The sequence below is a fragment of the Aureimonas sp. AU12 genome, from assembly GCF_001463705.1.
Lineage (GTDB): Bacteria > Pseudomonadota > Alphaproteobacteria > Rhizobiales > Rhizobiaceae > Aureimonas.
Map to the genome: position 1 here is coordinate 19,229 of NZ_BBWH01000001.1, position 24,059 is coordinate 43,287.

General features: G+C 64.8%; 29 protein-coding genes and 1 tRNA gene. 17 read left to right on the plus strand and 13 right to left on the minus strand.

Going from position 1 to position 24,059, the window contains the following annotated elements; genetic code table 11:
• Window positions 1–40: 40 nt before the first annotated feature.
• The 4 genes from crcB (at window position 41) to AUL33_RS00170 (ending at window position 3,002) form a co-directional block, all read left to right on the plus strand.
• Window positions 41–418 carry a fluoride efflux transporter CrcB gene (gene crcB, locus AUL33_RS00155; RefSeq protein WP_062202429.1) on the plus strand — a complete coding sequence of 126 codons (378 nt, stop codon included), beginning with the start codon at window positions 41–43 and terminating at the stop codon, window positions 416–418.
• A gap of 89 nt (window positions 419–507) precedes the next feature.
• Entirely contained in the window at window positions 508–1,500 is a 993-nt protein-coding gene (locus tag AUL33_RS00160; protein ID WP_062202431.1) for an RluA family pseudouridine synthase, read from the plus strand.
• A 4-nt stretch (window positions 1,501–1,504) separates the two neighbouring features.
• Window positions 1,505–2,215, plus strand: a complete 711-nt coding sequence (locus AUL33_RS00165; RefSeq protein ID WP_062202433.1) for an HAD-IA family hydrolase — start codon at window positions 1,505–1,507, stop codon at window positions 2,213–2,215.
• Window positions 2,216–2,273: 58 nt separating this feature from the next.
• The gene (locus AUL33_RS00170; protein ID WP_062202435.1) at window positions 2,274–3,002 is read left to right on the plus strand and encodes an ATP12 family protein; all 729 of its coding nucleotides are present in this window, start codon (window positions 2,274–2,276) and stop codon (window positions 3,000–3,002) included.
• Between the two features lie 8 nt (window positions 3,003–3,010).
• Here AUL33_RS00170 and AUL33_RS00175 read toward each other — a convergent pair whose 3' ends face one another.
• From AUL33_RS00175 to lipB, 4 genes are all read right to left on the minus strand, one after another.
• Window positions 3,011–3,790, minus strand: coding sequence for a molybdopterin-binding protein (locus AUL33_RS00175; protein WP_062202437.1), 780 nt, complete (start codon window positions 3,788–3,790; stop codon window positions 3,011–3,013).
• The gene (locus AUL33_RS00180) at window positions 3,787–4,611 is read right to left on the minus strand and encodes a cytochrome b/b6 domain-containing protein (protein ID WP_062202439.1); all 825 of its coding nucleotides are present in this window, start codon (window positions 4,609–4,611) and stop codon (window positions 3,787–3,789) included. Before AUL33_RS00180 ends, AUL33_RS00175 begins: the two co-directional genes overlap by 4 nt.
• Window positions 4,612–4,732: 121 nt before the next feature.
• Window positions 4,733–5,206 (minus strand): YaiI/YqxD family protein, encoded by a 474-nt coding sequence (locus AUL33_RS00185; RefSeq protein WP_062202441.1) that lies wholly within the window; start codon window positions 5,204–5,206, stop codon window positions 4,733–4,735.
• Window positions 5,199–5,963 (minus strand): lipoyl(octanoyl) transferase LipB, encoded by a 765-nt coding sequence (gene lipB / locus AUL33_RS00190; RefSeq protein ID WP_082652215.1) that lies wholly within the window; start codon window positions 5,961–5,963, stop codon window positions 5,199–5,201. The genes AUL33_RS00185 and lipB overlap by 8 nt, the downstream gene beginning before the upstream one ends.
• Window positions 5,964–6,159: 196 nt before the next feature.
• Here lipB and AUL33_RS00195 point away from each other — a divergent pair.
• Both AUL33_RS00195 and AUL33_RS00200 read left to right on the plus strand, forming a co-directional pair.
• Window positions 6,160–6,244, plus strand: a tRNA-Leu gene (locus AUL33_RS00195).
• Between the two features lie 147 nt (window positions 6,245–6,391).
• The gene (locus tag AUL33_RS00200; RefSeq protein ID WP_062202443.1) at window positions 6,392–6,784 is read left to right on the plus strand and encodes a MerR family DNA-binding transcriptional regulator; all 393 of its coding nucleotides are present in this window, start codon (window positions 6,392–6,394) and stop codon (window positions 6,782–6,784) included.
• 9 nt (window positions 6,785–6,793) lie between these two features.
• Here AUL33_RS00200 and AUL33_RS00205 read toward each other — a convergent pair whose 3' ends face one another.
• Window positions 6,794–7,750, minus strand: coding sequence for a heparan-alpha-glucosaminide N-acetyltransferase (locus AUL33_RS00205; protein ID WP_062202445.1), 957 nt, complete (start codon window positions 7,748–7,750; stop codon window positions 6,794–6,796).
• Window positions 7,751–7,863: 113 nt separating this feature from the next.
• On the opposite strand from AUL33_RS00205, the gene AUL33_RS00210 reads away from it, so the two are divergent.
• Window positions 7,864–8,694, plus strand: a complete 831-nt coding sequence (locus AUL33_RS00210) for an aldo/keto reductase (protein WP_062202447.1) — start codon at window positions 7,864–7,866, stop codon at window positions 8,692–8,694.
• A gap of 159 nt (window positions 8,695–8,853) precedes the next feature.
• Window positions 8,854–9,636, plus strand: coding sequence for a YdcF family protein (locus AUL33_RS00215; RefSeq protein ID WP_244491765.1), 783 nt, complete (start codon window positions 8,854–8,856; stop codon window positions 9,634–9,636).
• Here AUL33_RS00215 and AUL33_RS00220 read toward each other — a convergent pair.
• Both AUL33_RS00220 and AUL33_RS00225 read right to left on the minus strand, forming a co-directional pair.
• The gene (locus AUL33_RS00220; RefSeq protein WP_062202451.1) at window positions 9,603–9,869 is read right to left on the minus strand and encodes a DUF3253 domain-containing protein; all 267 of its coding nucleotides are present in this window, start codon (window positions 9,867–9,869) and stop codon (window positions 9,603–9,605) included. The genes AUL33_RS00215 and AUL33_RS00220 overlap by 34 nt on opposite strands.
• Window positions 9,866–10,624: a DUF599 domain-containing protein gene (locus AUL33_RS00225; protein ID WP_306302784.1), complete on the minus strand. Its 759-nt coding sequence runs from the start codon at window positions 10,622–10,624 to the stop codon at window positions 9,866–9,868. Before AUL33_RS00225 ends, AUL33_RS00220 begins: the two co-directional genes overlap by 4 nt.
• A gap of 85 nt (window positions 10,625–10,709) precedes the next feature.
• Here AUL33_RS00225 and AUL33_RS00230 point away from each other — a divergent pair, with 85 nt between their 5' ends.
• A complete protein-coding gene (locus AUL33_RS00230; protein WP_062202453.1) occupies window positions 10,710–11,144 on the plus strand; it encodes a DUF1489 family protein in 435 nt (144 codons plus the stop codon).
• Between the two features lie 46 nt (window positions 11,145–11,190).
• On the opposite strand, the gene AUL33_RS00235 is transcribed toward AUL33_RS00230, so the two are convergent.
• Window positions 11,191–11,478 (minus strand): hypothetical protein, encoded by a 288-nt coding sequence (locus AUL33_RS00235; RefSeq protein WP_062202455.1) that lies wholly within the window; start codon window positions 11,476–11,478, stop codon window positions 11,191–11,193.
• Between the two features lie 111 nt (window positions 11,479–11,589).
• On the minus strand, window positions 11,590–13,062 hold the full coding sequence (locus AUL33_RS00240) for a D-alanyl-D-alanine carboxypeptidase (RefSeq protein WP_062202457.1): 1,473 nt from the start codon (window positions 13,060–13,062) through the stop codon (window positions 11,590–11,592).
• 348 nt (window positions 13,063–13,410) lie between these two features.
• Between AUL33_RS00240 and AUL33_RS00245 the strand changes: the two genes are divergently transcribed.
• The 5 genes from AUL33_RS00245 (at window position 13,411) to AUL33_RS00265 (ending at window position 18,076) form a co-directional block, all read left to right on the plus strand.
• Window positions 13,411–13,770 (plus strand): phasin family protein, encoded by a 360-nt coding sequence (locus tag AUL33_RS00245; RefSeq protein ID WP_062202459.1) that lies wholly within the window; start codon window positions 13,411–13,413, stop codon window positions 13,768–13,770.
• Window positions 13,771–14,032: 262 nt separating this feature from the next.
• Window positions 14,033–14,362: an ATP-dependent Clp protease adapter ClpS gene (clpS, locus tag AUL33_RS00250; protein ID WP_062202729.1), complete on the plus strand. Its 330-nt coding sequence runs from the start codon at window positions 14,033–14,035 to the stop codon at window positions 14,360–14,362.
• Window positions 14,363–14,370: 8 nt separating this feature from the next.
• The gene (gene clpA / locus AUL33_RS00255; protein ID WP_062202461.1) at window positions 14,371–16,890 is read left to right on the plus strand and encodes an ATP-dependent Clp protease ATP-binding subunit ClpA; all 2,520 of its coding nucleotides are present in this window, start codon (window positions 14,371–14,373) and stop codon (window positions 16,888–16,890) included.
• Between the two features lie 140 nt (window positions 16,891–17,030).
• Window positions 17,031–17,714, plus strand: coding sequence for an AzlC family ABC transporter permease (locus AUL33_RS00260; RefSeq protein WP_244491773.1), 684 nt, complete (start codon window positions 17,031–17,033; stop codon window positions 17,712–17,714).
• Window positions 17,711–18,076: a hypothetical protein gene (locus AUL33_RS00265; protein WP_062202466.1), complete on the plus strand. Its 366-nt coding sequence runs from the start codon at window positions 17,711–17,713 to the stop codon at window positions 18,074–18,076. Before AUL33_RS00260 ends, AUL33_RS00265 begins: the two co-directional genes overlap by 4 nt.
• A gap of 39 nt (window positions 18,077–18,115) precedes the next feature.
• Here AUL33_RS00265 and AUL33_RS00270 read toward each other — a convergent pair whose 3' ends face one another.
• The 4 genes from AUL33_RS00270 to AUL33_RS00285 all read right to left on the minus strand — a co-directional run bounded on the left by AUL33_RS00270 (window position 18,116) and on the right by AUL33_RS00285 (window position 21,079).
• Window positions 18,116–18,538: an HIT family protein gene (locus AUL33_RS00270; RefSeq protein ID WP_062202469.1), complete on the minus strand. Its 423-nt coding sequence runs from the start codon at window positions 18,536–18,538 to the stop codon at window positions 18,116–18,118.
• Between the two features lie 69 nt (window positions 18,539–18,607).
• Entirely contained in the window at window positions 18,608–19,840 is a 1,233-nt protein-coding gene (locus AUL33_RS00275; protein WP_082652216.1) for a GNAT family N-acetyltransferase, read from the minus strand.
• Window positions 19,841–19,880: 40 nt separating this feature from the next.
• Window positions 19,881–20,609: a glycerophosphodiester phosphodiesterase family protein gene (locus AUL33_RS00280; protein ID WP_062202471.1), complete on the minus strand. Its 729-nt coding sequence runs from the start codon at window positions 20,607–20,609 to the stop codon at window positions 19,881–19,883.
• Between the two features lie 5 nt (window positions 20,610–20,614).
• Window positions 20,615–21,079 (minus strand): RidA family protein, encoded by a 465-nt coding sequence (locus AUL33_RS00285; protein WP_062202472.1) that lies wholly within the window; start codon window positions 21,077–21,079, stop codon window positions 20,615–20,617.
• A 104-nt stretch (window positions 21,080–21,183) separates the two neighbouring features.
• Here AUL33_RS00285 and AUL33_RS00290 point away from each other — a divergent pair, with 104 nt between their 5' ends.
• The 3 genes from AUL33_RS00290 (at window position 21,184) to tsf (ending at window position 24,048) form a co-directional block, all read left to right on the plus strand.
• Window positions 21,184–21,987 (plus strand): EipB family protein, encoded by an 804-nt coding sequence (locus tag AUL33_RS00290; RefSeq protein WP_062202474.1) that lies wholly within the window; start codon window positions 21,184–21,186, stop codon window positions 21,985–21,987.
• A 216-nt stretch (window positions 21,988–22,203) separates the two neighbouring features.
• Window positions 22,204–23,001: a 30S ribosomal protein S2 gene (rpsB, locus tag AUL33_RS00295; RefSeq protein ID WP_062202476.1), complete on the plus strand. Its 798-nt coding sequence runs from the start codon at window positions 22,204–22,206 to the stop codon at window positions 22,999–23,001.
• A 117-nt stretch (window positions 23,002–23,118) separates the two neighbouring features.
• The gene (gene tsf, locus AUL33_RS00300) at window positions 23,119–24,048 is read left to right on the plus strand and encodes a translation elongation factor Ts (protein WP_062202478.1); all 930 of its coding nucleotides are present in this window, start codon (window positions 23,119–23,121) and stop codon (window positions 24,046–24,048) included.
• Window positions 24,049–24,059: the final 11 nt, after the last annotated feature.

Genomic DNA, 24,059 nt, shown 5'->3' on the forward strand with positions numbered 1-24,059 from the left:
TCATGAGCAGGGGATCGCTGGCATTCGGATACGAACTCGCATGACGAATGTCCTGCTCGTCGCCGTTGGCGGCGCTCTCGGTTCTGTCCTGCGGTATCTGGCTGCAGTTGGCGGGACCCGCCTCCTGGGCCCGAACTGGCCTTACGGCACGTTCTTCGTCAACATCACCGGGTCGTTTCTGATGGGCGTGGCCGTCGAACTGATCGCCCGGCGCTTCAACGCTTCGAACGAGCTTCGCCTATTCGTCGCGACCGGTATTCTCGGCGGCTACACGACCTTTTCCTCGTTTTCGCTCGACGCCTCCGCGCTGTTCGAGCGCGGCGGGCTGACGGATGCGCTGGCCTACGTTCTCACCTCGGTGCTGCTCGGCATTCTCGCGCTTTTTGCCGGACTGGCGCTGGTGCGTCACCTCGCCTGACGCCCACGCGCCAAGCCTTTCAGCGCAAAGGCGTTTCGATCTCGGCCGAGATGCGCTATGGCCGGCGGTGGAATTGAAAAGGAGCGGGCATGTCGGCCGTCGAGCAAATCAGGATTGAGACGGACGAGGCGGGACTGCGGCTCGACCGGTGGTTCAAGCTGCACTATCCCGGCCTCGGCTTCGGCCATCTGCAGAAGCTCCTGCGTTCGGGCCAGATCCGGATCGACGGCGGGCGCGCCAAGAGCGATACACGCGTCGAGCCCGGCCAGATGGTCCGCATTCCGCCGATGGGCGCCGATTCGGCCCGCATGCGCGTAGCGCCGCTCACCGCCAACACGATGCGCGACAAGCATGACGGCGACGTCCTGTCCCAGATGCTGATCTACGAGGACGAGAAGGTCTACGTCTTCAACAAGCCGGCCGGGCTGGCGGTGCAGGGCGGCTCGGGCGTCTCGCGTCATGTCGACAAGATGCTGGAAGCCTGGCGCAGCAAGAAGGGTGAGAAGCCGCGGCTGGTCCACCGCCTCGACCGCGACACGTCCGGCATCCTCGTGGTCGCCCGCACGCGCGGCGCGGCGGTCTCGCTGACGAAGTCGTTCCGCGAGCGCGATACGAAGAAGCATTACTGGGCGCTGGTGAAGGGCGTGCCGATCCCGCACGAGGGGCGGATCTCGACCTACCTCGTCAAGGAACAGACGCCGGACGGCGACCGGGTTCGGGTCGCCAAGCACGGCGACGAAGGCGCCGATCACGCGCTCTCTTATTACCGCGTGATCGATCAGGTGGCGCAGAACTTCGCCTGGATCGAGATGGAGCCGCACACGGGCCGCACGCACCAGCTTCGTGTCCATGCCCTGCATCTCGGCAACCCGATCCTCGGCGACCCCAAGTATTTCGAGCACGACACGAACTGGGACTTCCCCGGTGGCGTCCAGAACAAGTTGCACCTTCACGCCCGGCGGATCGTGATCCCGCATCCGAACGGCGGCGGCCGCTTCATCGACCAGATCGCACCGCTGCCGCCGCACATGGTGCAAACCTGGAACCTCTTCGGGTTCGACGAGGCCCAGGAAAACGATTGATCGCATGAACCTCGTTCTCTTCGACTGCGACGGCACGCTGGCCGACAGTTTCGGCGTGATCTGCGAGACCATGCGACGCTGCTTCGTGACGGCGGGCCTTCCGGCACCCGACGAGGCGGCAACGCAGGGGATCATCGGCCTGTCGCTCGACCTCGCCATCCACCGGCTGGCGCCGACACTCGCGCCGGATGCCCTGCCGGGGATGGTCGAGATCTACCGAGACGAGTTTCACCGGCTGCGTGCCGAGGACAGCTTTCCCGAGCGATTGTTTCCGGGCATCGAGCCGATGCTGCGCGATCTGGCGCTGCACGACGACGTGCTGCTCGGCATGGTGACCGGCAAGTCGCGACGGGGAGTCCGGCTCGTCGTCGAGGCGCACGCGCTTGAAAGCATCTTTCAAGTGGTGCGTACCGCAGACGACTGTCCGTCCAAGCCACATCCCGCGATGGTTCTGGAATGCTGCCGGGAGATGGGTGTCGACGCCCGGCAGGCGATCGTCATCGGCGACGCCACCTTCGACATGCAGATGGCGCGTGCTGCGGGTGCGGATGCGCTCGGCGTCGCATGGGGCGCCCAGCGCCGCGATGCCTTGATCGCTGCCGGGGCGGGCGATGTCGCGGAGACGGTGCCCGATCTCGTCGCGCTCCTCGACGGATGGCTGACGGACCGCTGGACCGCGAATGCGCCGACGCTTCCGGTCTTCGTCACCGGCTGATCCTCAAGTCCCGGCGGCGCTCACCGCCCTTCAGTCCGCCTACGAGGCCAAGTTCCGCATGTCGAACACTCCTGCACGTCCCACCTTGCCGAAGCGCTTCTACAAGGAGGTGTCGACGGTGGTCGAGAACGGCGTCCATATGATCCGGCTCGACGGACGTCCGGTGAAAACGCCGGCGCGCAGTCCGCTTGCCGTTCCCGACCAGCACGTGGCCGAAGCGATCGCAGCGGAATGGGAAGCGCAGCGCGAGGAGATCAATCCTGCGACCATGCCGGTCACGCGACTGGTCAACACCGTCATCGACGGTATCGCGCCGAACCTGCAGCCGGTGCAGGAAGACTTGGAACGCTATGCCGAGACCGATCTTCTCGCCTATCGTGCCAGTGGACCCGATCGTCTGGTCGAACGCCAGCGCCAGCTTTGGAATCCCGTCGTCGCTTGGGTCGAATCGGAAATCGGTAGCGGTGTCGCGGTCGGTGAAGGCGTGGTCTTCGTCGAACAGCCGGCCGAGACCATCGGCGCGCTTCGCGACCGGCTGGCCGCGGAGAGCGAGCCGTTCCGTCTAGCGGCGCTGCATCAGATCACGACGCTCACGGGCTCGTTGTTTGTGGCCCTTGCCGTGGCCGGACGACGGCTGACGGGCCGTGAAGCCTGGTCGCTCGCGCATGTCGATGAGGACTGGAACATCGAATTGTGGGGCGCCGACGAGGAGGCCGCCGCCCGTCGCGAGCGACGCTTCCACGACATGGCCGCCGCCTGCCTTCTGCTATCGGTGCCGGTGGACTGAACGGCTCGTCAGATTCCGGCAAACCACTCGTAGCCGCGATCTTCCCAATATCCGCCGCCGCCCTCGCCGAAACTGTCGAGCCTGTCGGTCAGCGTGATCGCCGAGATGTATTTCGCCATCTTGTATCCGAGTTGCCGCTCGACGCGCACACGCAGCGGTGCACCGTTCGAAACCGGCAGCGCCTGATCGTTCATGCCATAGGCGAGAATCGTCTGCGGGTGCCGCGCGTCGTGAAGATCGATCGACTCGTAGTACTTGATCGGCCCCGCGAAGCCGTTCTCCAGCGTGTCGAAGCAGGAGAAGACCGCATAGCGGGCCGCCGAGGTCACGCCGACCTGGTCGAGCACGCCGCCGAGCGGCGTTCCCGTCCACTTGGCGATGCAGCTCCAGCCCTCAACGCAGTCGTGGCGCGTGATCTGGGTTCGCGAGGGCATGTTGCGCAGCTGTTCCAGTGAGAAGCTCATCGGCCGCTCGACCGCGCCATCGATCTTCAGCCGGTAGTCCGTGAACCCGTTGGCGGCGAGGGTGCGATAGTCCTCGTCCTGCGGGTCGGTCAAGCCGTTCGGACGCATCGGCTGGCGGATCTCGCTGGCGGCGAATTCGCGCGCGAGATTGTCCGACCCTAGAAGCAGGCGCTGGGCCCGGTAGGTCAGGTCGTTCGCCTTTTCCAAGACGCCGCGAACCTGCGCGTCGTTCGACAGAAGCGGGTCGAAGCAGCCCGCCAGTGCGGACGTGGAGGCGATCGCCGCGCCGGTGAGGAACCGGCGCCTGTGCAACTTGAAGGTCATCGTCCGCCCTCCTCGGGCTCGACACGCATCCATCCGGTGATCATCGAGCGCAACTCGTTCCACGGGCCGGCGAGGACGACCATGGCGACGTGGACGACGAAGAAAAGGACTAGCGAGAGCATGCAGAAGAAGTGGATGGTGCGGGCCGTCTGACGGCCGCCGAAGAGATCCAGCGTCCATGGCGCAAAGGCATTCATGCCCGGCGACATGGTGAGGCCCGTCGCTATCGTCAGCGGCAGGAGGATCACGAGCACGAAGAAGTAGGACAGCTTTTGGAGCGGGCCGTAGCGCCGACGATGGTGCAAGCGGAGCTTGGCGTGGTCAGCGACGTCGGCGCCGAGTTCGCGGATGTCGCGAGCGCCGGGCACGATGTCACGAACGAAGTGCCGATTGAGGAAGCTGGCCAACAGCCATACGATCAGCGTCGCGACGAGGATCCAGGCGAAGAAGAAGTGAACGACGCGCCCAGTCGCGAGATCGCGATAGGAGGGAACCGTCAGCCAGCCGGGAAAGGTCTTGGCCTCTAGGTTCCCGCTGCCCCAGATCGCGCCGAGCCACCCGGTCGTATCGAAACTGTGCCCGAAGACGGTGGTGACGCCGCGCATGGCGCCGTCGATATACGAAGCTCCGATCGACAGGATGCTGTTGTCGAACGCGAAGCCCGATTGCTGGCCGATGTAGAGATCGGGCCGCGCCATGAATATCTGCAGTCCGGACAGGAGCAGGAAGAAGAGGCAGACGGCCCAGATCCAGTGCGTCAAGCGCGTGGAGAGGGCCTGCCGGCGGACGAGCGGTCCGTCGCGGGGGGCGGTCAATCGCATGTCCGGTCGTGCCTTTCACTCTATCGGTGCGACGAACATCTGGCGTCCGTCACGTCTCACATACGGCAAACCCGCGTGTCTGGATGCAGTCTCGCGCCGACAATCGCGCCGCTGTCATGGCTCAACCCGGCGCAAGTCGTCGCAGGACGCGGTCGAGTTCCCCGCGGAAGCGCGAGCGGTCCTGCGGTGCGAAAGGGCGGTTGTAGCCCTTGCTCTCGCCCGTCTCCCGCAGGTGTTGGTTGAACGAGCGCATGGAGAGCGCCGTGCCGATCGATTCGGGGGTGAACGGTCGCCCGTCCGGCCCAATCACGGCCGCGCCGCGCTCCAGCACGCGCGCGGCCAGAAGAATATCTGCGGTGACGATGACATCGCGCGGATGCGCCTCTTCGGCGATCCAGTTGTCTGCGGCGTCGGCACCGGCCGAGACGGTGACGATACGCGCGCCGGGATAGCGCGAGGGGCGCATGCCGCCGTTCGAGACGAGCACCATCTCGATGCCGAACCTGGCGGCGATATCGAGCGCCTCGTCCTTCACCGGGCAAGCGTCGGCGTCGACGAGGAGGCGGGTGGGGACGGTCGTTGATGGTTCAATCATGCATCGTCTCGGCTGACAGGGAGGATTCTGCCGCAATCGGCCCGAACACATCGGCGAACCGCTGTCGGAGAACGAGATCGACGTCGCCGATCGTCACCGGCAGGCCGAGATCGACGAGGCTCGTCACTCCGTAGCCGGCGATCCCGCACGGGATGATGCCGCCGAAATGTGACAGGTCGGGGTCCACGTTCAAGCTGATCCCGTGGAACGATACCCAACGCCGCAGGCGAATGCCGATCGCGGCGATCTTGTCCTCCGCCATCGTTCCGTCCGGGAGCGGGGGCCGATCGGGGCGACGAACCCAGACGCCGACGCGGTCCTCCCGCCGCTCGCCGCGCACCTGATGATCGGCGAGCGTCGCGATGATCCAGTGTTCGAGCGCTGCCACGAAGGCGCGCACGTCCTGCCGCCTGCGCTTGAGGTCGAGCAGAACGTAAGCCACGCGCTGTCCGGGGCCGTGATAGGTATATTCGCCCCCACGACCCGTCGCGAAGACCGGAAAGCGCGTGGGGTCGAGGAGGTCGCCGACATTCGCGCTTGTGCCTGCCGTGTAGATCGGTGGGTGCTCGACGAGAAAGACGGCTTCCGCCGCCATGCCGTCGGCGATCGCTGTCACGCGGCTCTCCATCAGGGCCAGCGCGGCCGGGTAGGGCAGTTCACCGTCGATCCGGACCCAGTCCACTGGGGCTCCGGGATGCGACGGCCAGAATCGTTCGGTCGCCACGGTGAGGCGCGGTGTAGGATGGGAGCTCTCCATGTCGATCTCATAGCGTTTCGCCGAACGCCGGGCCAAGTCCGAGCATGGCAAAACAGCGGCTTGCGAGAAAACATGTCCGGCCTTGTCGAATATGCTTGTGTCCTCTGGGGCCGTTTGTTAGATGCCCACCACCGGTCTGGAACGACCGGCTGGTCCGGTGGATCGGAGCTGGCCCAAACGGTTGGCTACACGGCGTGCGGTCGTGGCGGAATTGGTAGACGCGCAGCGTTGAGGTCGCTGTGGGGCAACCCGTGGAAGTTCGAGTCTTCTCGACCGCACCAGCCTTGCTTCGAGGTCCTCGCCTCAAGCCATCTCAACGAACTCACATTGATAACAGTCAGCAGCTCGGTACAGTCGTGCATGCTGGGCAGTCGTTTGACTTTGACGTAAGTCTGAGATCACACAGGCCGCTCAACTGGGCATGACCGATGCGCGACTACTACACCATCACCGAGTTGACTCGGGAGTTCGATATCTCGACGCGCACGATCCGGTTCTACGAGGACGAGGGCTTGATCGCCCCCATCCGGCGAGGTCGCACGCGGCTCTTCCGCCAGTCCGATCGACAACTGCTGAAGATGATCCTGCGCGGCAAGCGCCTCGGCTTTTCCATCGCCGAAATTCGAGAGATCATGGGCATGTACCGCACGCCGCCTGGAGAGGCCGGGCAGCTTCGCGCCATCATCCGCCGCGTCAACGAGAAGCGCAGCGAACTCGAACAGAAGCGCCGCGACATCGACGACCTCCTGTCCGAGCTCGATCAGGCCGAGGAGGCATGCCTCACCCGCATGGCCGAGCTCGGAATTTCTCCGTCGAGCTGAGCCGTCGCCTTACGGCTCCGAGAAGACGGAGCAGAGGTTGACGGTTTCTCCGACGCTGGTCTGGTCGGCATCGGTCAACTGCTCGCGCAACAGCTTCTGCATCAGATTTTTCCCGGCGAGATCGCTCTCCACGCAGCCGCAGTAGCGCGCGCAATAGGCGGCGTCGCGACCGTCTTCGCAGGTGAGACGGCAGCTTTCACGAAAGACCGCGGTCTGGTCCGGCGGGACGACGTAAGTCGCCAGCGCGACGACCCCAATAAGCAGCGGCTGGTGCAGGAGGTAGAAGAGCAGGGAATGACGGCCGAGGACGCCGAGCCGGCGCAGCGGGTGCAGCCGGTCGTTCCACCGTGCGAGGCGTGATGGAAGATCGACGCGCACTGCGAGTTGAGCCAGTCCCATGCCGATGAGCACGGCGCCGGTCCATGGAAAGACCGGGACGAAATCGTTCGACAGGGGCGGGCTTTCCGCCAGACCGATCCAGGCCAGCCAGCGCGTGTCGAAGGCGGCCGTCGAAACGATCTGCGGCAGGAGGATGACGCCTATGCCCAGCAGGAGCGTTGCCGGGAAGGGAAGGCGCAGAACGAGAAGACCGATCAGACTGGCAACGGCGATCTGATGCAGAATTCCAAAGAAGACGAAGCCCTGCGGGGTCGCAACCCAAGTGGCGACCGTGATCGCCGCCGCGCCGGCCGCGACCTGCGCCAGACGCCGCCAGAACGGGCGCCAGCGGATCTGTCGTCCATGCGCCAGCACGAGACCGATTCCGACGAGAACGAGGAAGCTCGACGCGATTCCCCGTGCGAACAGCCGCCAGCCGCCCTCGCTCGCGGTCCCGCGCGCCAGATGGCCGAAGAATTCGAGATCCCAAGTGAAGTGGTAGGTCGCCATGGCGATGAGCGCGACACCGCGCAGGATATCCAACAGCTCGATCCGGCGCGTCGCCTGCGGCTTCGACTCGAGGTCCATTTCGCTCTCCACTGGTCCGTGCCGCATCTCGCCTATCTGAAACGGCAAGCGATGGCGACGCCGTCACGTGAGCGCCGGCCACCATGTGATCCAGCGAGACGGAAGAGAGACCCATGAAAATCATCGAAGCGTCCGGCGCTAAGATTCCGGCCATCGGTTTTGGCACTTACAAGCTGACCGGCGAGACCTGCAGCCGGATGGTCGCCAAGGCGATCGAGCTCGGCTACCGCCACATCGACACCGCTCGCATGTATGGCAACGAGCGCGAGGTCGGCGAGGGCATTCGCGCCAGCGGCATCGATCGCCGTGAGTTGTTCGTGACGACGAAGGTCTGGCGCGACGACATCGGGCGTGATCGCCTCGTTCCGAGCGCTGAGGCGGCTGTCGAGGCTTTGGGCATCGGTCCGGTGGATCTGCTTCTCATTCACTGGCCGAATGTGGAGATACCGCTCACTGATTCGATCGAGGCGCTAAACGCCGCGCAATCAAAAGGCCTGACCCGCCATATCGGCGTCGCCAACTTCCCGAGCGCGATGCTTGATGAGGCCGTGTCCCTGTCGGCTGCGCGCCTCGTCTGCAATCAGGTCGAGTATCATCCGGGCCTCTCTCAGGAGGCAGTCCTCGCCGCCTGCAAGCGCCACGATATGGCGATGATCGCCTACTCGCCGATCGGTCAGGGCGGTGACCTCCTGAAGAACCCGGCGATCGAGGACTTGGCGCGCGCTCACGGGCGCACGCCAGCGCAGATCGTGTTGCGGTGGGAGATCGAGCAGGACCGCGTGGGCGCCATTCCGCGCACGTCGAACCCGGAGCGTGCGGCGTCCAACCTCGACGTCTTTTCCTTCGAGCTGAGTTCCGAGGAGCGAGATGCCCTGTTTGCCATGACGAAGCAGCGCCAGCGTCTCGTCGATCCCGGCTTTGCTCCCGACTGGGACCGGGCCTGACGAGGGAGCGTTTCCCGGTCCGGGCGAACGAGGACCGTCTATGGTAAAGACGGAAGGCGCCCGGTGACCGCCCGGCGTCGGCTTTTTAGACGGACGGACGGATCGATGTTCTTCGCACTCTCCAAGATCGGCTGGTATCTGGTTCAGCCGCTTGTCATCGTGCTCGTCATCGCGGTGGCCGGTCTATTGTGCCCCATCGTGCGTCTGCCGCGTCTGGGAACCGGTCTCGTCGTCGGCGCCGTGATTCTCCTCGCGGTCTTCAGTCTTTCGCCGCTCGGTCTTCTAATGCTGAGCGCATTGGAGAACCGCTTTCCGAAGCCGCAGCTTCCCAGCCAGGTCGCCGGAATCGTCGTTCTCGGCGGGTCCTTCGATACGCGAGTGGCGCGCACGCGCGGTGAGCCGGAGCTCAACGATGCGGCGGACCGGATCACCACGACGCTGGCGCTCTCACGGCAGTTCCCGGAGGCGCGCGTCATCTTCAGCGGCGGTGCTGCCGGCGTCTTCTCGGAGGACGTTAAGGAGTCCGACGTCGCCCGCGAACTGTTCGGATCGCTCGGTCTCGATCCCGGCCGGCTGGAACTGGAAGACCGCTCCCGCAATACGACGGAGAACGCCGTGTTCTCGCGCGCCATTGCCAATCCGAAGGATGGCGAGATCTGGCTGCTCGTCACCTCGGCGGCGCATATGCCGCGCTCTGTTGGTTGCTTCCGCGTCGCCGGTTTCGATGTCATGCCGTATCCGACCGACTACCAGACGCCGGCGGGCTCTGCCGTCTTCGAACCGTCCACGGCGACTGTCCGCAACATCGAGAAGGTGCACTTCGCGATTCGGGAGTATCTCGGCCTTCTGGCGTACCGGCTGACCGACAAGACAGACGCGCTGTTCCCGGCGCCCGTGGCAGCCGTCCTTCAGTCCGAAGTGGGCGGCGGTGCCAGCCTATAGATGCCCTTGAAGTCGTGAGGGTCGACCACGCGGCCCTTGCGCTTGACGCTGACGAGACCGTCGTCGGCGAGGCGCACTGCCTCCACCCGAATGGGCGACATCAGAAGCCGCCACTGCGTCTCGTCCTGCCCCGCGATCGCGCGAGCGACCTCGGAGGGGCAAACGGTCTTGTCCGCGCCCCGCTCCTCCACCATCGCGAGAATGGTACGTCGGATCTCGGCCGGCTTTGTCATCGGGTATCCTTTCGGGGCTCCGGCGCAACGCTGCGTACGGCGTCGGAGAAAAACTGTCGGTGGCCGAGAATCAGCATGACGAGAAGCGTCGTGCCGACGAGAACGAGCGGGCCGACGAACCAGCCGAGATAGGCGAGGCCGAAAAAGATGGCCCGCAAGCCGGCGTTGAAGTGGCGTGCCGCAATGCGGTTCATCGTCAGCGCACGATCAACGGCGGCATCGGCAGAGGCGGGATCCTGGTCCGCGTCATGGCGCATCGGCACGGCGCCGATGAGGATGGTGCAGTAGTTGAAGAGGCGGTAGGCCCAGCCGAACTTGAAGAACGCGTAGGCGAAGATCGTCACGAGGCCGAGCAGCTTGGTCTCGACGAGGGCGCGGTCGAAGGTCGCATCCAGCGGCAGATCGGTGACGATCATCGCGATCTGTTCGGACGAGCCGATCAGCGCGAAGCATCCGCCGATCGCGAAGATGCAGGACGAGGCGAAGAAGCCCGTTCCCTGCTGCAGGCCCGCCATGATCGCCGTGTCGATCATGCGCAGATCGCGGCGGAGCATCGTCCGCATCCAAGCCTCGCGCTGCACGTTCATCCGCCGGCTGAGACCGCGATGCGAGAACGGGCTGAGATCGACCACGACGGAGTAGAGCACCCAGCCGAGAATGAAGGCGAGGAAAGCGAGGAGGTTCGGAGCGTCGAAGATCTGGCTGAGGCGCATGACCGGATGATGCCGAGGCTGGCCGGCGTCCGGGGCGGACACCGTGTCGCGCCCGCTTCCTAGCACCTTGGCGGCTCGGCGTCAGGTTCAGCTTGACGGAGCAGCGGCGCGGGTCGAAACAGCCGGCATGCCGCTGAACATGATCAAGCTCTGCGTCGGGGTCGAAACGGTCGAAGACCTCGAGCACCACGTCGCGACCCGCCTCGACGATGCCCGGCGCGCGGGCGTGGTCGCCGAGCAGTTCCATGTCACCCGCGTGATGCCGAAGCGCGCCGACGAGATCCTCGCGGGCGGTTCGCTCTACTGGGTGATCAAGGGGCAGGTGCAGGTGCGGCAACCGATCCTGCGGTTCGACGCCTTCACGTCAGCCGACGGTATCGAGCGATGCCGGATCGTCCTGCGATCAGACTTCATCCGAACCGACTGGCAACCGAGGCGCGCCTTCCAGGGGTGGCGATATCTCGTTCAGGACGATGCGCCGGCCGATTTCGGCGCCGGCGGCGAGGCGGCGGCGCTTCCGGCACAGTTGCGCCGGGAACTGGCCGACCTTGGCCTGATCTAGCGGGGGTTTGATCTAGCGGGCGGCGTCGCCGCCCGGCTTCGCAAGCTCAGCGGTTGGCAGCAGGCTTGCCGTAGGAAAGGCGAAGCGCCGGGCTGCCGGCGAACGACTGGACGCGCAGGTGGATCCGGGTTTCGGGCTGCGACGAGCGCCAGGCACGGGCGCCGTGGCAGAGCAGGAGACCGACGAGATCCTTGGCGCGAAGCCGCATGCGGCCGTCGCGATAGTCGCCCAGGCGAGAAGCCGCCTGCTGCATCGGGTGAGATCCGACGCCGAGCATCGAGACCGCTCGGTTGTCTGCCTGGATCATGTTGCGGCTTTCCTGCTCGATCGTCATGGGGAACCTCGAAACTCGATACGAACGATGGTGGCGGGCGTGCAGGATCGTTCCGTCGGAACGGTTCTGCCGAAGCGGATCGAAGAGAATGCCGCCGGAGCGGCGTCGCCGTCAGTTGTTGGCGATCGCGTAGCAGGCGTAGGAGCGCGTCTTCAGAATATCGCAGGCGGCGTTCGCCGCGGCCTTCGTGTCGAAGCCGGCGAAGCGGGCGCGGTAGAGGGTCTGTGATCCGCTGTCGACCGCCTGGGTGAAGGCGTAGGCCTCGGCCAGCGCCGAGCCGCCACGCTGCTTAGCTTCCGCCAGCATTTCGAGAGCGGTCGATTCCACCGGCGTTGCCGCGATCTGCACGACCCAGGCCGAACTCGGCATGCTCGATGCAGCCGTCCGTGTCCGGGGCATCGAGGCCTCGGCGGGGATCATCGAGGGGATGGATGCGCGGGGCACCGGACCGGTGGGGGCGAGCGCGCTGGCGGACGCGACGGCGACGCCGCCTTCCTGACGGCCCAGTGCAGCGCGGAGCGCTTCGCGGCCGATGACGGGGCGGGACGCCGGCGTCGCCGTGATCGCCGTCATCGCGCCGGCCGCGTTCGAGCCGTAGGCCTCGGCCACGCGCTCGTTGATCGACGAGGCCCGGCGCGTCGGCAGGGGAACGGCGGCGGGCAGGCTGGCGACATGCGAGGCCACGGCCGGGCCGCGAGCTGCCGGGCTGTAGGCAGCGACGAGCGGATCACCGCCACGAGAGCTGGCCTCGGGCAGATACTTGGCAACGAGGTCGGCCATGTGATCGTCACGCGAGCGGGCGGTGCGCCCGCCCATGACGACGGCGACCAGCTTCTTGTCGCCGCGCACGACCGACGTCACCAGATTGAAGCCGGAGGCGTTGATGTATCCGGTCTTGATTCCGTCGACGCCCTGAACGCGGCCGAGCAGCCGGTTGTGATTGCCGATCACCTGGCCGCGGAACTTGAAGGACCGGGTGTTGAAGTACTTGTAATATTGCGGGAAATGCTCGCGAAGAGCGATGCCGAGCGTCGCCATGTCGCGCGCCGTGGTGGTCTGAGCATTGTTCGGCAGGCCGTTCGCGTTCTGGAACGTGGTGCGCGACATGCCGAGCTTGCGGGCCTTGGCGGTCATCATGCCGGCGAACTGGCTTTCCGTGCCGCCGAGATATTCGCCGATCACCACCGCCGCGTCGTTCGCGGAGCGGGTGACGAGCGCCATGATCGCCTCTTCGACCGAGAGCGACGAGCCGACCTTCATGCCGAGCTTGGACGGCGGGCGGGCTGCGGCGTAGGCGGACACCTTCATTGGCGTCGACAGGCTGGCGCGACCGCTCTCCAGCGCGTCGAAGAGCATGTAGAGCGTCATCATCTTGGTCAGCGAAGCAGGGTAGCGCTTGTCGTCCTGGCTCTTGGAGAAGAGCACCTTGCCGTTGTTGGCGTCGATGACGATGGAGGAGTAGCGCTCGTCGGCGGCCTGCGCCTTGGCTGCGGGAGCATGAAGAAGAAAGCTGCTCCCGAGAGCCAGGATGCCGACCGCCTTCGTGATGCTCTTGGCGACGGTGTGGATCTTGTGGAACGCCATGGGCACGGGCAGCTCTCTCGTGTTCGTGTTTCGAGATGCCGCGACCTGCATCGGACGTGCAGGAAACGTTACCATTACAATGGCTTCGCAATCTCTTCTTGTGGGAAAGATAGCTCGTGCGGTCTTACCAATCCGTTTATGGTTGCCGGAACCTTGTGATCTCGGTGTGGCAAAATCCGATAAAGTTTAAGCGAGTGCGCGTTTTCCGTTCGAAGCGAGGGGCAACGCACGCGTGCAGGCGCAACCCCAAAATCTCCTTGAACGAGTTTGTGCAGTGCAATATAAGGCCTGTGCGAGTGCGCGTGGAGCGAACGTCCGGCGCCGAGTTTTGATCAGTGGGAGAGTGGCATGAACGTTTACGAAGACGCCAACAAGGCCGGCAAGGAATCGATGGACAACGCGCTCAAGTCGTTCTCCGCGGTGACCAAGGGCTTCCAGCAGATCGCGTCCGAGACCGGCGAGTTCAGCAAGCGATCCTACGAGCAGACTGCCCAGATGTTCGAGAAGCTCACGCAGGTGAAGACGCTCGACAAGGCGGTCGAGCTGCAGACCGAGTATGCACGCTCGGCCTACGAGACCTGGATGTCGCAGGCGACGAAGATGGGCGAGATGTACGCCGAGATCGCTCGCGAGACCTACAAGCCGTTCGAGAACACGGCCTTAGCTGCCGGCAAGTTCGGAACCGACGCCGCCAAGCAGGCGATGTAATTTCCAGCGGGCTTCGGCCCGTTTGACGTGACGACGAAGCCCGGCCGTAAGGTCGGGCTTTTTGCGTTGTGACATGCGAAAAGCGCGGCCTTGCGCAGGCCGGCCGAATCCTGTCGGCTTGCGCAGCCGTCAGCGAATTTTTGCCGCAAGGCGGGAGAGTCTTAAAAAGCCCTTCGCGGCACATACATATCGTCCGATGACAGAGGTGATGATCTTGAACGACGACGACACCCATCGGCCGATCCTCGGCGCCGAGACGCGAATGCAGGCGGGAAAGACCGACGGCGATGATGCCGACCGGGGAACGTCGGTCATTACCCGAACGAAGCCCAAGACGCGGAAGCCGAGCCTTTACAGAGTGCTGCTTCTCAATGACGATTACACTCCAATGGAGTTCGTCATCCACGTCCTCGAACGGTTCTTCCAGAAGGATCGGGAAGCGGCCACGCGCATCATGCTGCACGTACACAAGCATGGAGTCGGCGAGTGCGGCGTCTTCACCTACGAGGTCGCGGAGACGAAGGTCACGCAGGTCATGGATTTCGCCCGTCAGCATCAACATCCGCTGCAATGCGTGATGGAAAAGAATTGAGGTGAAGCTTGCCGACATTTTCGCAAAGCCTGGAGAAGTCGCTCCATCAGGCGCTGACCTTCGCTAACGAGCGTCACCAGGAGTTCGCCACCCTCGAGCATCTGCTTCTCGCGCTGCTCGAAGACAAGGATGCCGCGGCGGTCATGAAGGGCTGTAGCGTCGACATCGACATCCTGCGATCGTCGCTGATGGAGTATATCGACACCGAACTCGCCAACCTCGTCACCGGAAGCGACGAGGATTCCAAACCCACGGCCGGCTTCCACCGCGTGATCCAACGCGCGGTGATTCACGTCCAGTCGTCGGGGCGCGAGGAAGTGACGGGCGCCAACGTTCTGGTCGCCATCTTCGCCGAACGCGAGAGCCACGCCGCCTTCTTCCTGCAGGAGCAGGAGATGACGCGCTACGACGCCGTGAACTTCATTTCCCATGGAATTTCCAAGCGCCCGGGGGCTTCTGAAGGCCGTACCGTGCGCGGAGCGGAGGATGAGCAGTCGGTCATGGGTAACGAAGAGGACGGGCGCCGCAAGACGGCGCAGGATGCCCTGACGGCCTACTGCGTCAATCTGAACGAGAAAGCCAAGAACGGCCGGATCGATCCGTTGATCGGTCGCGCCACGGAGATCAACCGGACCATCCAGGTCCTGTGCCGTCGCTCGAAGAACAACCCGCTCTACGTGGGCGATCCCGGCGTCGGCAAGACGGCGATCGCCGAAGGTTTGGCGAAGCGCATCGTCGAGGGCGACGTGCCTGAGGTTCTCGCTGACGCGACGATCTTCTCGCTCGACATGGGCACGCTGCTCGCCGGCACGCGCTATCGTGGTGATTTTGAGGAGCGCCTAAAGCAGGTCGTCAAGGAGCTCGAGGAGTATCCGGGCGCCGTCCTCTTCATCGACGAGATCCACACGGTGATCGGCGCCGGCGCTACGTCGGGTGGCGCGATGGACGCGTCGAACCTCCTGAAGCCCGCGCTGTCGTCTGGCGCGATCCGCTGCATCGGTTCGACGACCTACAAGGAGTATCGCCAGTTCTTCGAAAAGGACCGGGCGCTCGTGCGTCGGTTCCAGAAGATCGACGTCGCCGAGCCGACGATCGAGGATGCGATCGCGATCCTGCGTGGGTTGAAGCCTTATTTCGAGGACTTCCATCACGTGAAGTACTCGAACGATGCGATCAAGTCGGCCGTCGAACTCTCGGCGCGCTACATCAACGACCGCAAGCTGCCGGACAAGGCGATCGACGTGATCGACGAGACCGGCGCTTCGCAGATGCTGCTGCCCGAAGCCAAGCGGAAGAAGAGCATCGGCGTGAAGGAGATCGAGGCGACCGTCGCGACGATGGCGCGCATTCCCCCGAAATCGGTGTCCAAGGACGATGCTGAAGTCCTGTCGCATCTGAGCGAGCAGCTCAAGCGCGTCGTCTACGGTCAGGATGCGGCGATCGAGAACCTGACCACCGCGATCAAGCTGGCACGGGCGGGCCTGCGCGAACCCGAGAAGCCGATCGGCTCCTACCTGTTCTCCGGCCCCACCGGTGTCGGCAAGACGGAGGTGGCCAAGCAATTGGCCTCGGCGCTCGGCATCGAGCTGCTGCGGTTCGACATGTCGGAATACATGGAGCGCCACACCGTCTCGCGGCTGATCGGCGCCCCTCCCGGCTATGTCGGCTTCGACCAGGGTGGCCTTTTGACCGACGGGGTCGATCAGCATCCGCACTGCGTGCTGCTGCTCGACGAGATCGAGAAGGCGCATCCCGACCTGTTCAACATCCTTCTGCAGGTGATGGACCATGGGAAGCTGACGGATCACAACGGCAAGAAGATCGACTTTCGCAACGTGATCCTGATCATGACGACCAATGCGGGCGCGTCCGAGGCGCAGAAGGCCGCGATCGGGTTCGGCTCGTCGCGGCGCACGGGTGACGAGGCGGAAGCGATCAACCGGCTGTTCACGCCAGAGTTCCGCAACCGCCTCGACGCGATCATTCCGTTCGGCGCGCTGCCGACGCCGGTGATCCACGAGGTCGTGCAGAAGTTCGTCATGCAGCTGGAGGCCCAGCTTTCGGAGCGCGGCGTGACCTTCGACCTGCACGAGGACGCGATCGCCTGGCTCGCGGAGAAGGGCTACGACGAGTATATGGGCGCCCGGCCTCTTGGCCGCGTCATTCAGGAGTACATCAAGAAGCCGCTCGCCGACGAGGTTCTATTCGGCAAGCTCAAGCGCGGCGGCACTGTGAAGGTCACCGTCGTGGACGACGAGACCGGCGGCAAGAAGCTGAATCTCGAGGCCATTGCCGATGAGACGCCGTTGAAGCCGCGAAAGGCGAGTGAGGCGCGGGCGCGGCGTGCGAAGGTCGACCCGAGCGGCGAGGAGATCCTCGAAGACGACGAGGACGACTTCGACGATGCGGAGGATGTCGATGAGGACGAGGAGGAGGAAGCTGCCGAGCCGGTCAGTTCCGAACCCGAGATCTCGAAGGCCGGGAAGCGCCCGGGAACGGTCCCGAAAGTTCCCCGCAAGCCGGTTTGATCGTCTAGGAAGAGGCCGCCCCACCGGGCGGCCTTTTTCTTGGGGCGTTACGAGCGCCCGTCCAGCGGACCGCGAGATCGGATATGGATGCGTCATCTCCCGTTGCCGATGAAACGGCATCGGCTTGGGTTCTCAAGGGTATGCGAGGTGTCCTCAGCGCTCCCGCCCTGATTCTCGTCACCGCCCATCTCGGCTTCGCCGGCCTCGCGCGGGAAGCAGGCATCGGCTGGTTCGAAGCCTCGTTCATGGTGTTCACCATCTGGGCGCTGCCGGCCAACATCATCCTTTTGGGATCGATCACGGCCGGCCTGTCCCTCGCGGCGACGGCTCTCGCCGTCGGGCTCTCCTCGCTGCGACTGATGCCGATGGTGATCGCGCTGCTTCCCGAATTGCGGGGGCCGGGCACCCGCAAGCGCACGCTTCTGGTGCTTTCCCATTTCATTGCGATCACCGCCTGGGTGGTCTCGATGGAACGTCTGCCGACGGTCCCACGCGAGCACCGCACGCATTTCTTTGCCGGGTTCGCGGTGACGCTTTGCACGATGAACACGCTGGCGGTGGCCATCGCCTTCAATTTGATGGGGCAGTTGCCGGCGCTCGCAACAGGCGCTCTCGCGTTCCTGACCCCAGTCTACTTCCTCACCTCGTTGTACGGCTCGGCTCGCGAACTCTCCGGCAAGCTTGCTCTCCTCACTGGCATGCTTGCCATTCCGCCGGCCAACTGGCTCGCGCCGGAGTTCGACATCTTGATTGCCGGCATCGTAGGCGGGTTCGTCGCCTTCGCCTGTGGGCGCTTCATCGACGCCCGGCGGGCAGGCGCATGACGGGCTTTGGCTACGACGCCATCGCCGCCGACTGGTGGCCCTTCGTCTTCATCCTCCTCGCCGGCTGGTTGCCAACGGATGGATGGCGATGGCTGGGTGTTCTCTCCGCCGGACGGTTCGACGAGGCGTCGACCGGGGTCGCGCTGGCCCGGACGATCGCGACGTCGCTCGTCGCCGCCGTGATTGGACGGCTGATCCTATATCCGACGGGAATGCTCGCCGACATTCCCGACGCGGTTCGCATCGGCGCCGTTATCGGCGGCTTCCTCGCCTATCTGACACTTGGTCGCCATACGCTCGTCGCGATCGCAGTGGCCGAGGTCATTCTCCTCGGCGTTCCCTGGGCGCTGGGCATCCTCTGATCGAAGCGCGAGCGATCGCACCGATCCGATCCATTCCGGTCAGGCGAGGGCGGCTCGGATCGCGTCCGCCTGCGAGCCGAGCGTTGCAGGGTCGGCCATGGTCGAGACGTGACGGTCGAGTTCGATGCCGGCATAGCGTGGCAGCACGTGGACATGCAGGTGGAATACCGTCTGCCCCGCCGGTGCCTCGTTGAACTGCATGATCGTCACCCCATCCGCCTCGAACGCCGTCTTCACCGCACGGGCAAGGCGCGCCGCCTCCGGCAGGATCGTGCGCAAGGTGTCGTCGCTGGCATCGAGAACGTTGCGCGACGGCGCCTTGGGGATCACGAGACAGTGGCCTTTGGACTGGGGCATGACATCCATGATCGCCATCACCGCGTCGGTCTCGTAGATCCTCACGCTCGGGATCTCGCCGCGCAGGATCTTCGCGAAGATGTTGGCGTCGTCATATGCGGTCATCGTCTGATTCCAGGCTCGGGCGCCGACGCAGTTCGGCGCGACCGATGATAGAAGGCGTGTGGGGGCCGTCTAGTTCTCTTCGACCTCGCCTTGACGCTCGCCTCTTCGGAAGGGCGTGTGGTCGGCGAGGAGTTCCTGCGTGCGCTCGACCTCTCGTCGCTCGTGGTCGAGATAGTCTTCGATGGCACGACGAAGGCCGGGATGGGCGATGAAGTGCGCCGAGTGGGTCGTGACCGGCTCGTAGCCGCGCGCCAGCTTGTGCTCGCCTTGCGCGCCGGCTTCGACCACGGCGAGGCCGTGCTCGATCGCGTAGTCGATCGCCTGATGGTAGCAGACCTCGAAATGCAGGAACGGGTGGTCTTCCGAACACCCCCAGTAGCGCCCGAAGATGCGACCGGCGCCGACGAGGTTGAGTGCGCCGGCAATGTAACGGCCGTTCCGACGCGCCATGACGAGGACGATCGCCTCCGGCATGCGCTCGCCGAGCAAACTGAAGAACCGACGATTGAGATAGGGGCGGCCCCATTTCCGGCTGCCGGTGTCCATGTAGAAGCCGAAGAAGGCGTCCCATGCTTCGTCCGTCAGGCCAGCGCCCGTCAGCCGGTCGATGGTGATGTCGTTGGCCAGCGCCTCGCGGCGTTCCTTGCGCAGGCCCTTGCGCTTGCGCGAAGCCAGCGATTCCAAGAAGTCGTCATAGGTCGCGTAACCGCGATTGATGAAGTGGAACTGCTGGTCCGTGCGGTGCAGAAAGTCGTCGTCCTCGAGCGCCGCTAGATCACCCGGCTCCAGAAACGTCGCGTGCGCGGAGGAGATCTTCGTCTGCGCGACATAGGCCTTCGTGGCTTCCGCCATCGCCAGACGCACGGCATCCGCCGACGGGCCGGATCCGACGAGGAAGCGCGGTCCGGTGACGGGCGTGAACGGCACGGAAAGCTGAAGCTTGGGATAGTATCGCCCGCCGGCCCGCTCGAACGCGTCTGCCCAGCCGTGGTCGAAGACATATTCGCCCTGGCTGTGCCCCTTCAGATAGGCCGGAGCGACGCCGAGCAGATCGCCGCGCTCGTTTTCAAGAACGAGGTGCTGCGGCAGCCAGCCCGTGCGACCGCCGACGCAGCCGGCCTCTTCGAGCGTTCGCAGGAAGGCGTGCCGTACGAAGGGATTGGACGACAACGTCTCGTGCGTCGCCGCCAACACGTCCCAACGCCCGGCGTTGAGGTCCCCGATGTCCTCGACGACACGGAGCGAGAGAGTGTCTTCGCTCAAAGGCACCGCCGTGTCGTCGCTGTCGCTGCTATCGTTCATCGGCTTCGAAATCCTTCTTCGAGGATCCGTCGCCCGCGTATCAGGACGGCAGGAACCCCTCGAACGTCATCTGGTCGGCATAGCGTTCGCTGCGCTCGACATCGTCGGGCCGGCGAACCGTCCAGCTGATCACCGGACGATGCCGCTCTGTCCGCACCCACTCGACGAACGGGTTCGGCAGATGGTGAACATTGTAGGACACGAACGAGCAGTGTCTCTCGAACACGACACGATGCCGCTCCAGGATGTCGGCTCGCGTGCCCTCTGCCGTGAGACCCACCGGCACCTTGATCGGCGCCGCGCCGCTCTGCTCGATCAGCCACTCGTCGAACGACATCAGTGCCAGCCGGCCCTCATAACCGTCGATGACCGCGGCCACGGCTTCGAGGAAGCCGCCATCGAACTCTGGAGAGATGCCCTTCAGTTCGACGACGAGCGGCACCCGAGCGTTCACCAGCGCCAGCGCCTCACGAAGCGTCGGGATGGTTTCCTCGGTGCCACCAAGTCGCAGTTGACCGAGGTCTGTAGCGTCGAGATCGCGAACGTTGCCACTGGACGTCGTCAGACGCGACAACGACTCGTCGTGAAACACCACGGGCACGCCATCGCGCGAGAGGCGCACGTCGCATTCGATCGCGAAGCCGCCATCGATGGCGGCGCGGAAGGCGGCGAGCGAGTTCTCGCAGACAAGACGGTTGGCGTCGTGCAGCCCGCGATGGGCGATGGGCCGCTCCCGCAGCCAGCCGATATCGGCATCGACAGAGATCATGGACGTCACGCCACCTCGAACGTGGCTTCGATCTCGACCGCGGCATTCATCGGCAGGGCGGGAACGCCGACCGCGGAGCGCGCATGACGGCCGCGTTCGCCAAGCATCTCGACGAGGAAGTCGGACGCGCCGTTGGCGACCTTGTGCTGGTCGGTGAAGGACGGGTCGCTGGCGACGAACACGGTGAGCTTCAAAAGACGGCCGATCGTCTCGAGATCGCCGAGCGCCGCCTTGGCCTGCGCCAGGATGTTGACGGCACAGAGCTTGGCGGCATGCTGGCCGTCCTCCAGCGGCACGTCGGCGCCGAGCTTGCCTGCGACCGCGATCTTGCCGCCTTCGAGCGGCAACTGGCCGGATGTCTGCAGCGTCGTGCCGAAGCGGACGAAGGGCACGTAATTGGCCGCGGGGGCAGCAGCCACCGGCAACTGGATGCCGGCAGCGGCGAGGCGGCTCTCGATCGTATCGGTCATGACGGGTCCTGGAACTTCTGGATCGGATCGAAGACGGCTAGCAGCTTTTTCGCTATGCTTCGATCCCGGACGAAACGAGAATTGACCAGAAAGTTGCCCCGACGATGCTCCTACGCCTGTCCGTCGCCGCCGTCGGCATCGTGGCCGCTTCGGCCGGCTCGTCCTTCGCGGCCGGGCTGGTGCCGCACGAGGCGGTCTACGAATTGAAGCTGGCGTCCCAGCCCGAAACGATCGCCTCAGTTGACGCGCGCATTGCGTTGCAGCTCAAGCCTGATGGCTGCGAAGGGCTCTCCCTGGACTATCGCTTCGTCGCGCGGTTTCATCAGAGCGACGAGATCACGGTGACGGACCAGCAGACGCTGTCGCGCGAAAGTCGGGTCGGGGACCGATTCGAGTTCGAGACAAAGACGCTGGTCGACGGAGCGCCGCAGGAGACGGTGAAGGGCCTGGCCGAGAACGCCGGCGGTGCCACCCGCGTCGCCTTCACCCAACCCGTGGAGCGCAAAGCCGAACTGGCGCTCTCGAACTTCCCGCTGCACCATACCAACGTGCTCATCGAGAGCGCGTTGGCGGGCAAGCGTGTCGTCGAGGCGAAGATCTTCGATGGCGACAACGAACCCGACAAGAATCTAACGACCACGGCGCTCATCGTCCCCGCCAAGACCGGCGAGGCGAACGAGCCCAATGTCGCGATCCGTGACCGCGTTGTCGGCCTTCGCTCGTGGCGCGTTACCGAATCGTATTTCAACGACGACAGCAACGGCGATGGTCTGCCCATCTTCGAGACCCGCTATCGGCTCTATGAGAACGGCGTGACCGACGAACTCTACATGGACTTCGGCGACTATGCGCTGGCCGGCAAGCTCGGACGCCTGGAGTATCTTCCCGACGCCGCCTGCACCCGATGATCGGCGAACTTGGCTTGCGGCCGGAGGGAATGCCGACTAGTTAAAGCGCTGGGCGTCTCGCTTGCCGAAATCGGGCAGGTGGTGTATGCGCGCCCTCATTCCACACACGGAAGCCGGGATCGATCAAACCGCATGCGGTCCTTCGAACCCACCGGTGGCAGTCCGCCCGGACTGCTTCGTTCCGTGGAGGCATAACCGGTATAAGGACGAACAACGATGGCTCTGCCAGACTATTCCATGCGCCAGCTGCTCGAGGCGGGTGTCCACTTCGGCCACCAGACTCACCGCTGGAACCCGAAGATGGCGCCGTTCATCTTCGGCGCTCGCAACAACATCCACATCATCGATCTCGCGCAGACCGTGCCGCTGCTGCACACCGCGCTTCAGGCGGTGTCGGACTCGGTCGCTCGCGGCGGTCGCGTTCTCTTCGTCGGCACCAAGCGCCAGGCGTCCGAGATCATCGCCGATGCGGCGAACCGCTCGGCCCAGTACTACGTCAACGCCCGCTGGCTCGGCGGCATGCTGACGAACTGGAAGACGATCTCGAATTCGATCCAGCGTCTTCGCAAGCTCGATGAACTCCTGGCAGGCGAAGCTTCCGGCTTCACCAAGAAGGAGCGCCTGACCCTGCAGCGCGAGCGCGACAAGCTCGACCGCGCGCTCGGCGGCATCAAGGACATGGGCGGCGTGCCGGACATGATCTTTATCATCGATACCAACAAGGAAGCGATCGCGATCGAAGAGGCCAAGCGCCTCGGCATCCCGGTCGTCGCCGTGGTCGATTCGAACTGCGATCCGTCCTCGATCAACTACCCGATCCCGGGCAACGACGACGCGGCTCGCGCGATCTCGCTCTACTGCGACCTCATCGCCCGTGCGGCGGTCGACGGCATTGCGCGTCAGCAGGGTTCGATGGGCGTCGACATCGGCGCGATGGAAGAGGCTCCGATCGAGCCCGCGCTCGAAGAGGCCGCTCCGGTCGCCGACGAGCAGGCCGCTCCGGCCGCCGCCTAAGCCACCTTCGGCAATCCCGTGAGACCCGTGACGGCGTCAACGCGCCGTCACACGATCGGCGCACCCTTTCCACTGGAACTGGTGCGCCCAATTTTTTGTGAGACAGAGGCCAACTCCATGACGACGATCTCCGCTTCGATGGTGAAGGATCTGCGCGAGAAGACCGGCGCAGGCATGATGGACTGCAAGACCGCGCTGGCCGCGACGGACGGCGATATGGAAGCCGCCATCGACTGGCTGCGTGCCAAGGGCATCGCAAAAGCCGACAAGAAGTCGGGCCGTACCGCTGCCGAAGGCCTCGTCGGCGCCGCCTCGGCCGAGAACAAGGCCGTGCTGGTCGAAGTGAACTCCGAGACCGACTTCGTCGCACGCAACGACGCGTTCCAGACGCTCGTGCGCAACGTCGCCGGCGTCGCATTGACGACCGACGGCACGCTCGACGCGGTTGCCGCCGCAGCCTATCCGGGTTCGGAGAAGAACGTCTCGGACACGATCAAGGACACGATTGCGACGATCGGCGAGAACATGAGCCTGCGCCGCGTGACGCAGCTTTCGGTGTCGAACGGCGTCGTGGCGACCTACATCCATAACCAGGTCGCCGAAGGTCTCGGCAAGCTGGGCGTGCTCGTGGCCATCGAGTCCGAGGGCGACAAGGCCGCGCTGACCGCCTTCGGCCGTCAGGTCGCCATGCACGTCGCCGCGACGAACCCGCTGGCACTGACCGACGGCGAGATCGACGCCACGACGGTCGAGCGCGAGAAGGCCGTGTTCTCCGAGCAGGCCCGGCAGTCGGGCAAGCCGGAGAGCATCATCGAGAAGATGGTCGAGGGGCGCATGCGCAAGTTCTACGAGGAGGTCGTCCTCCTGAAGCAGAACTTCGTCATCAACCCCGATCTGACCGTCGAGAAGGCGCTCGAGGCCGGCGCGAAGGATTTCGGCGCATCCGCCAAGATCGTCGGCTTCGTGCGCGTGGCGCTGGGCGAAGGCATCGAGCGCGAGCAGAGCGATTTCGCGGCCGACGTCGCGGCGGCTGCCGGCAAGAAGTAAGCGTCGGCCTC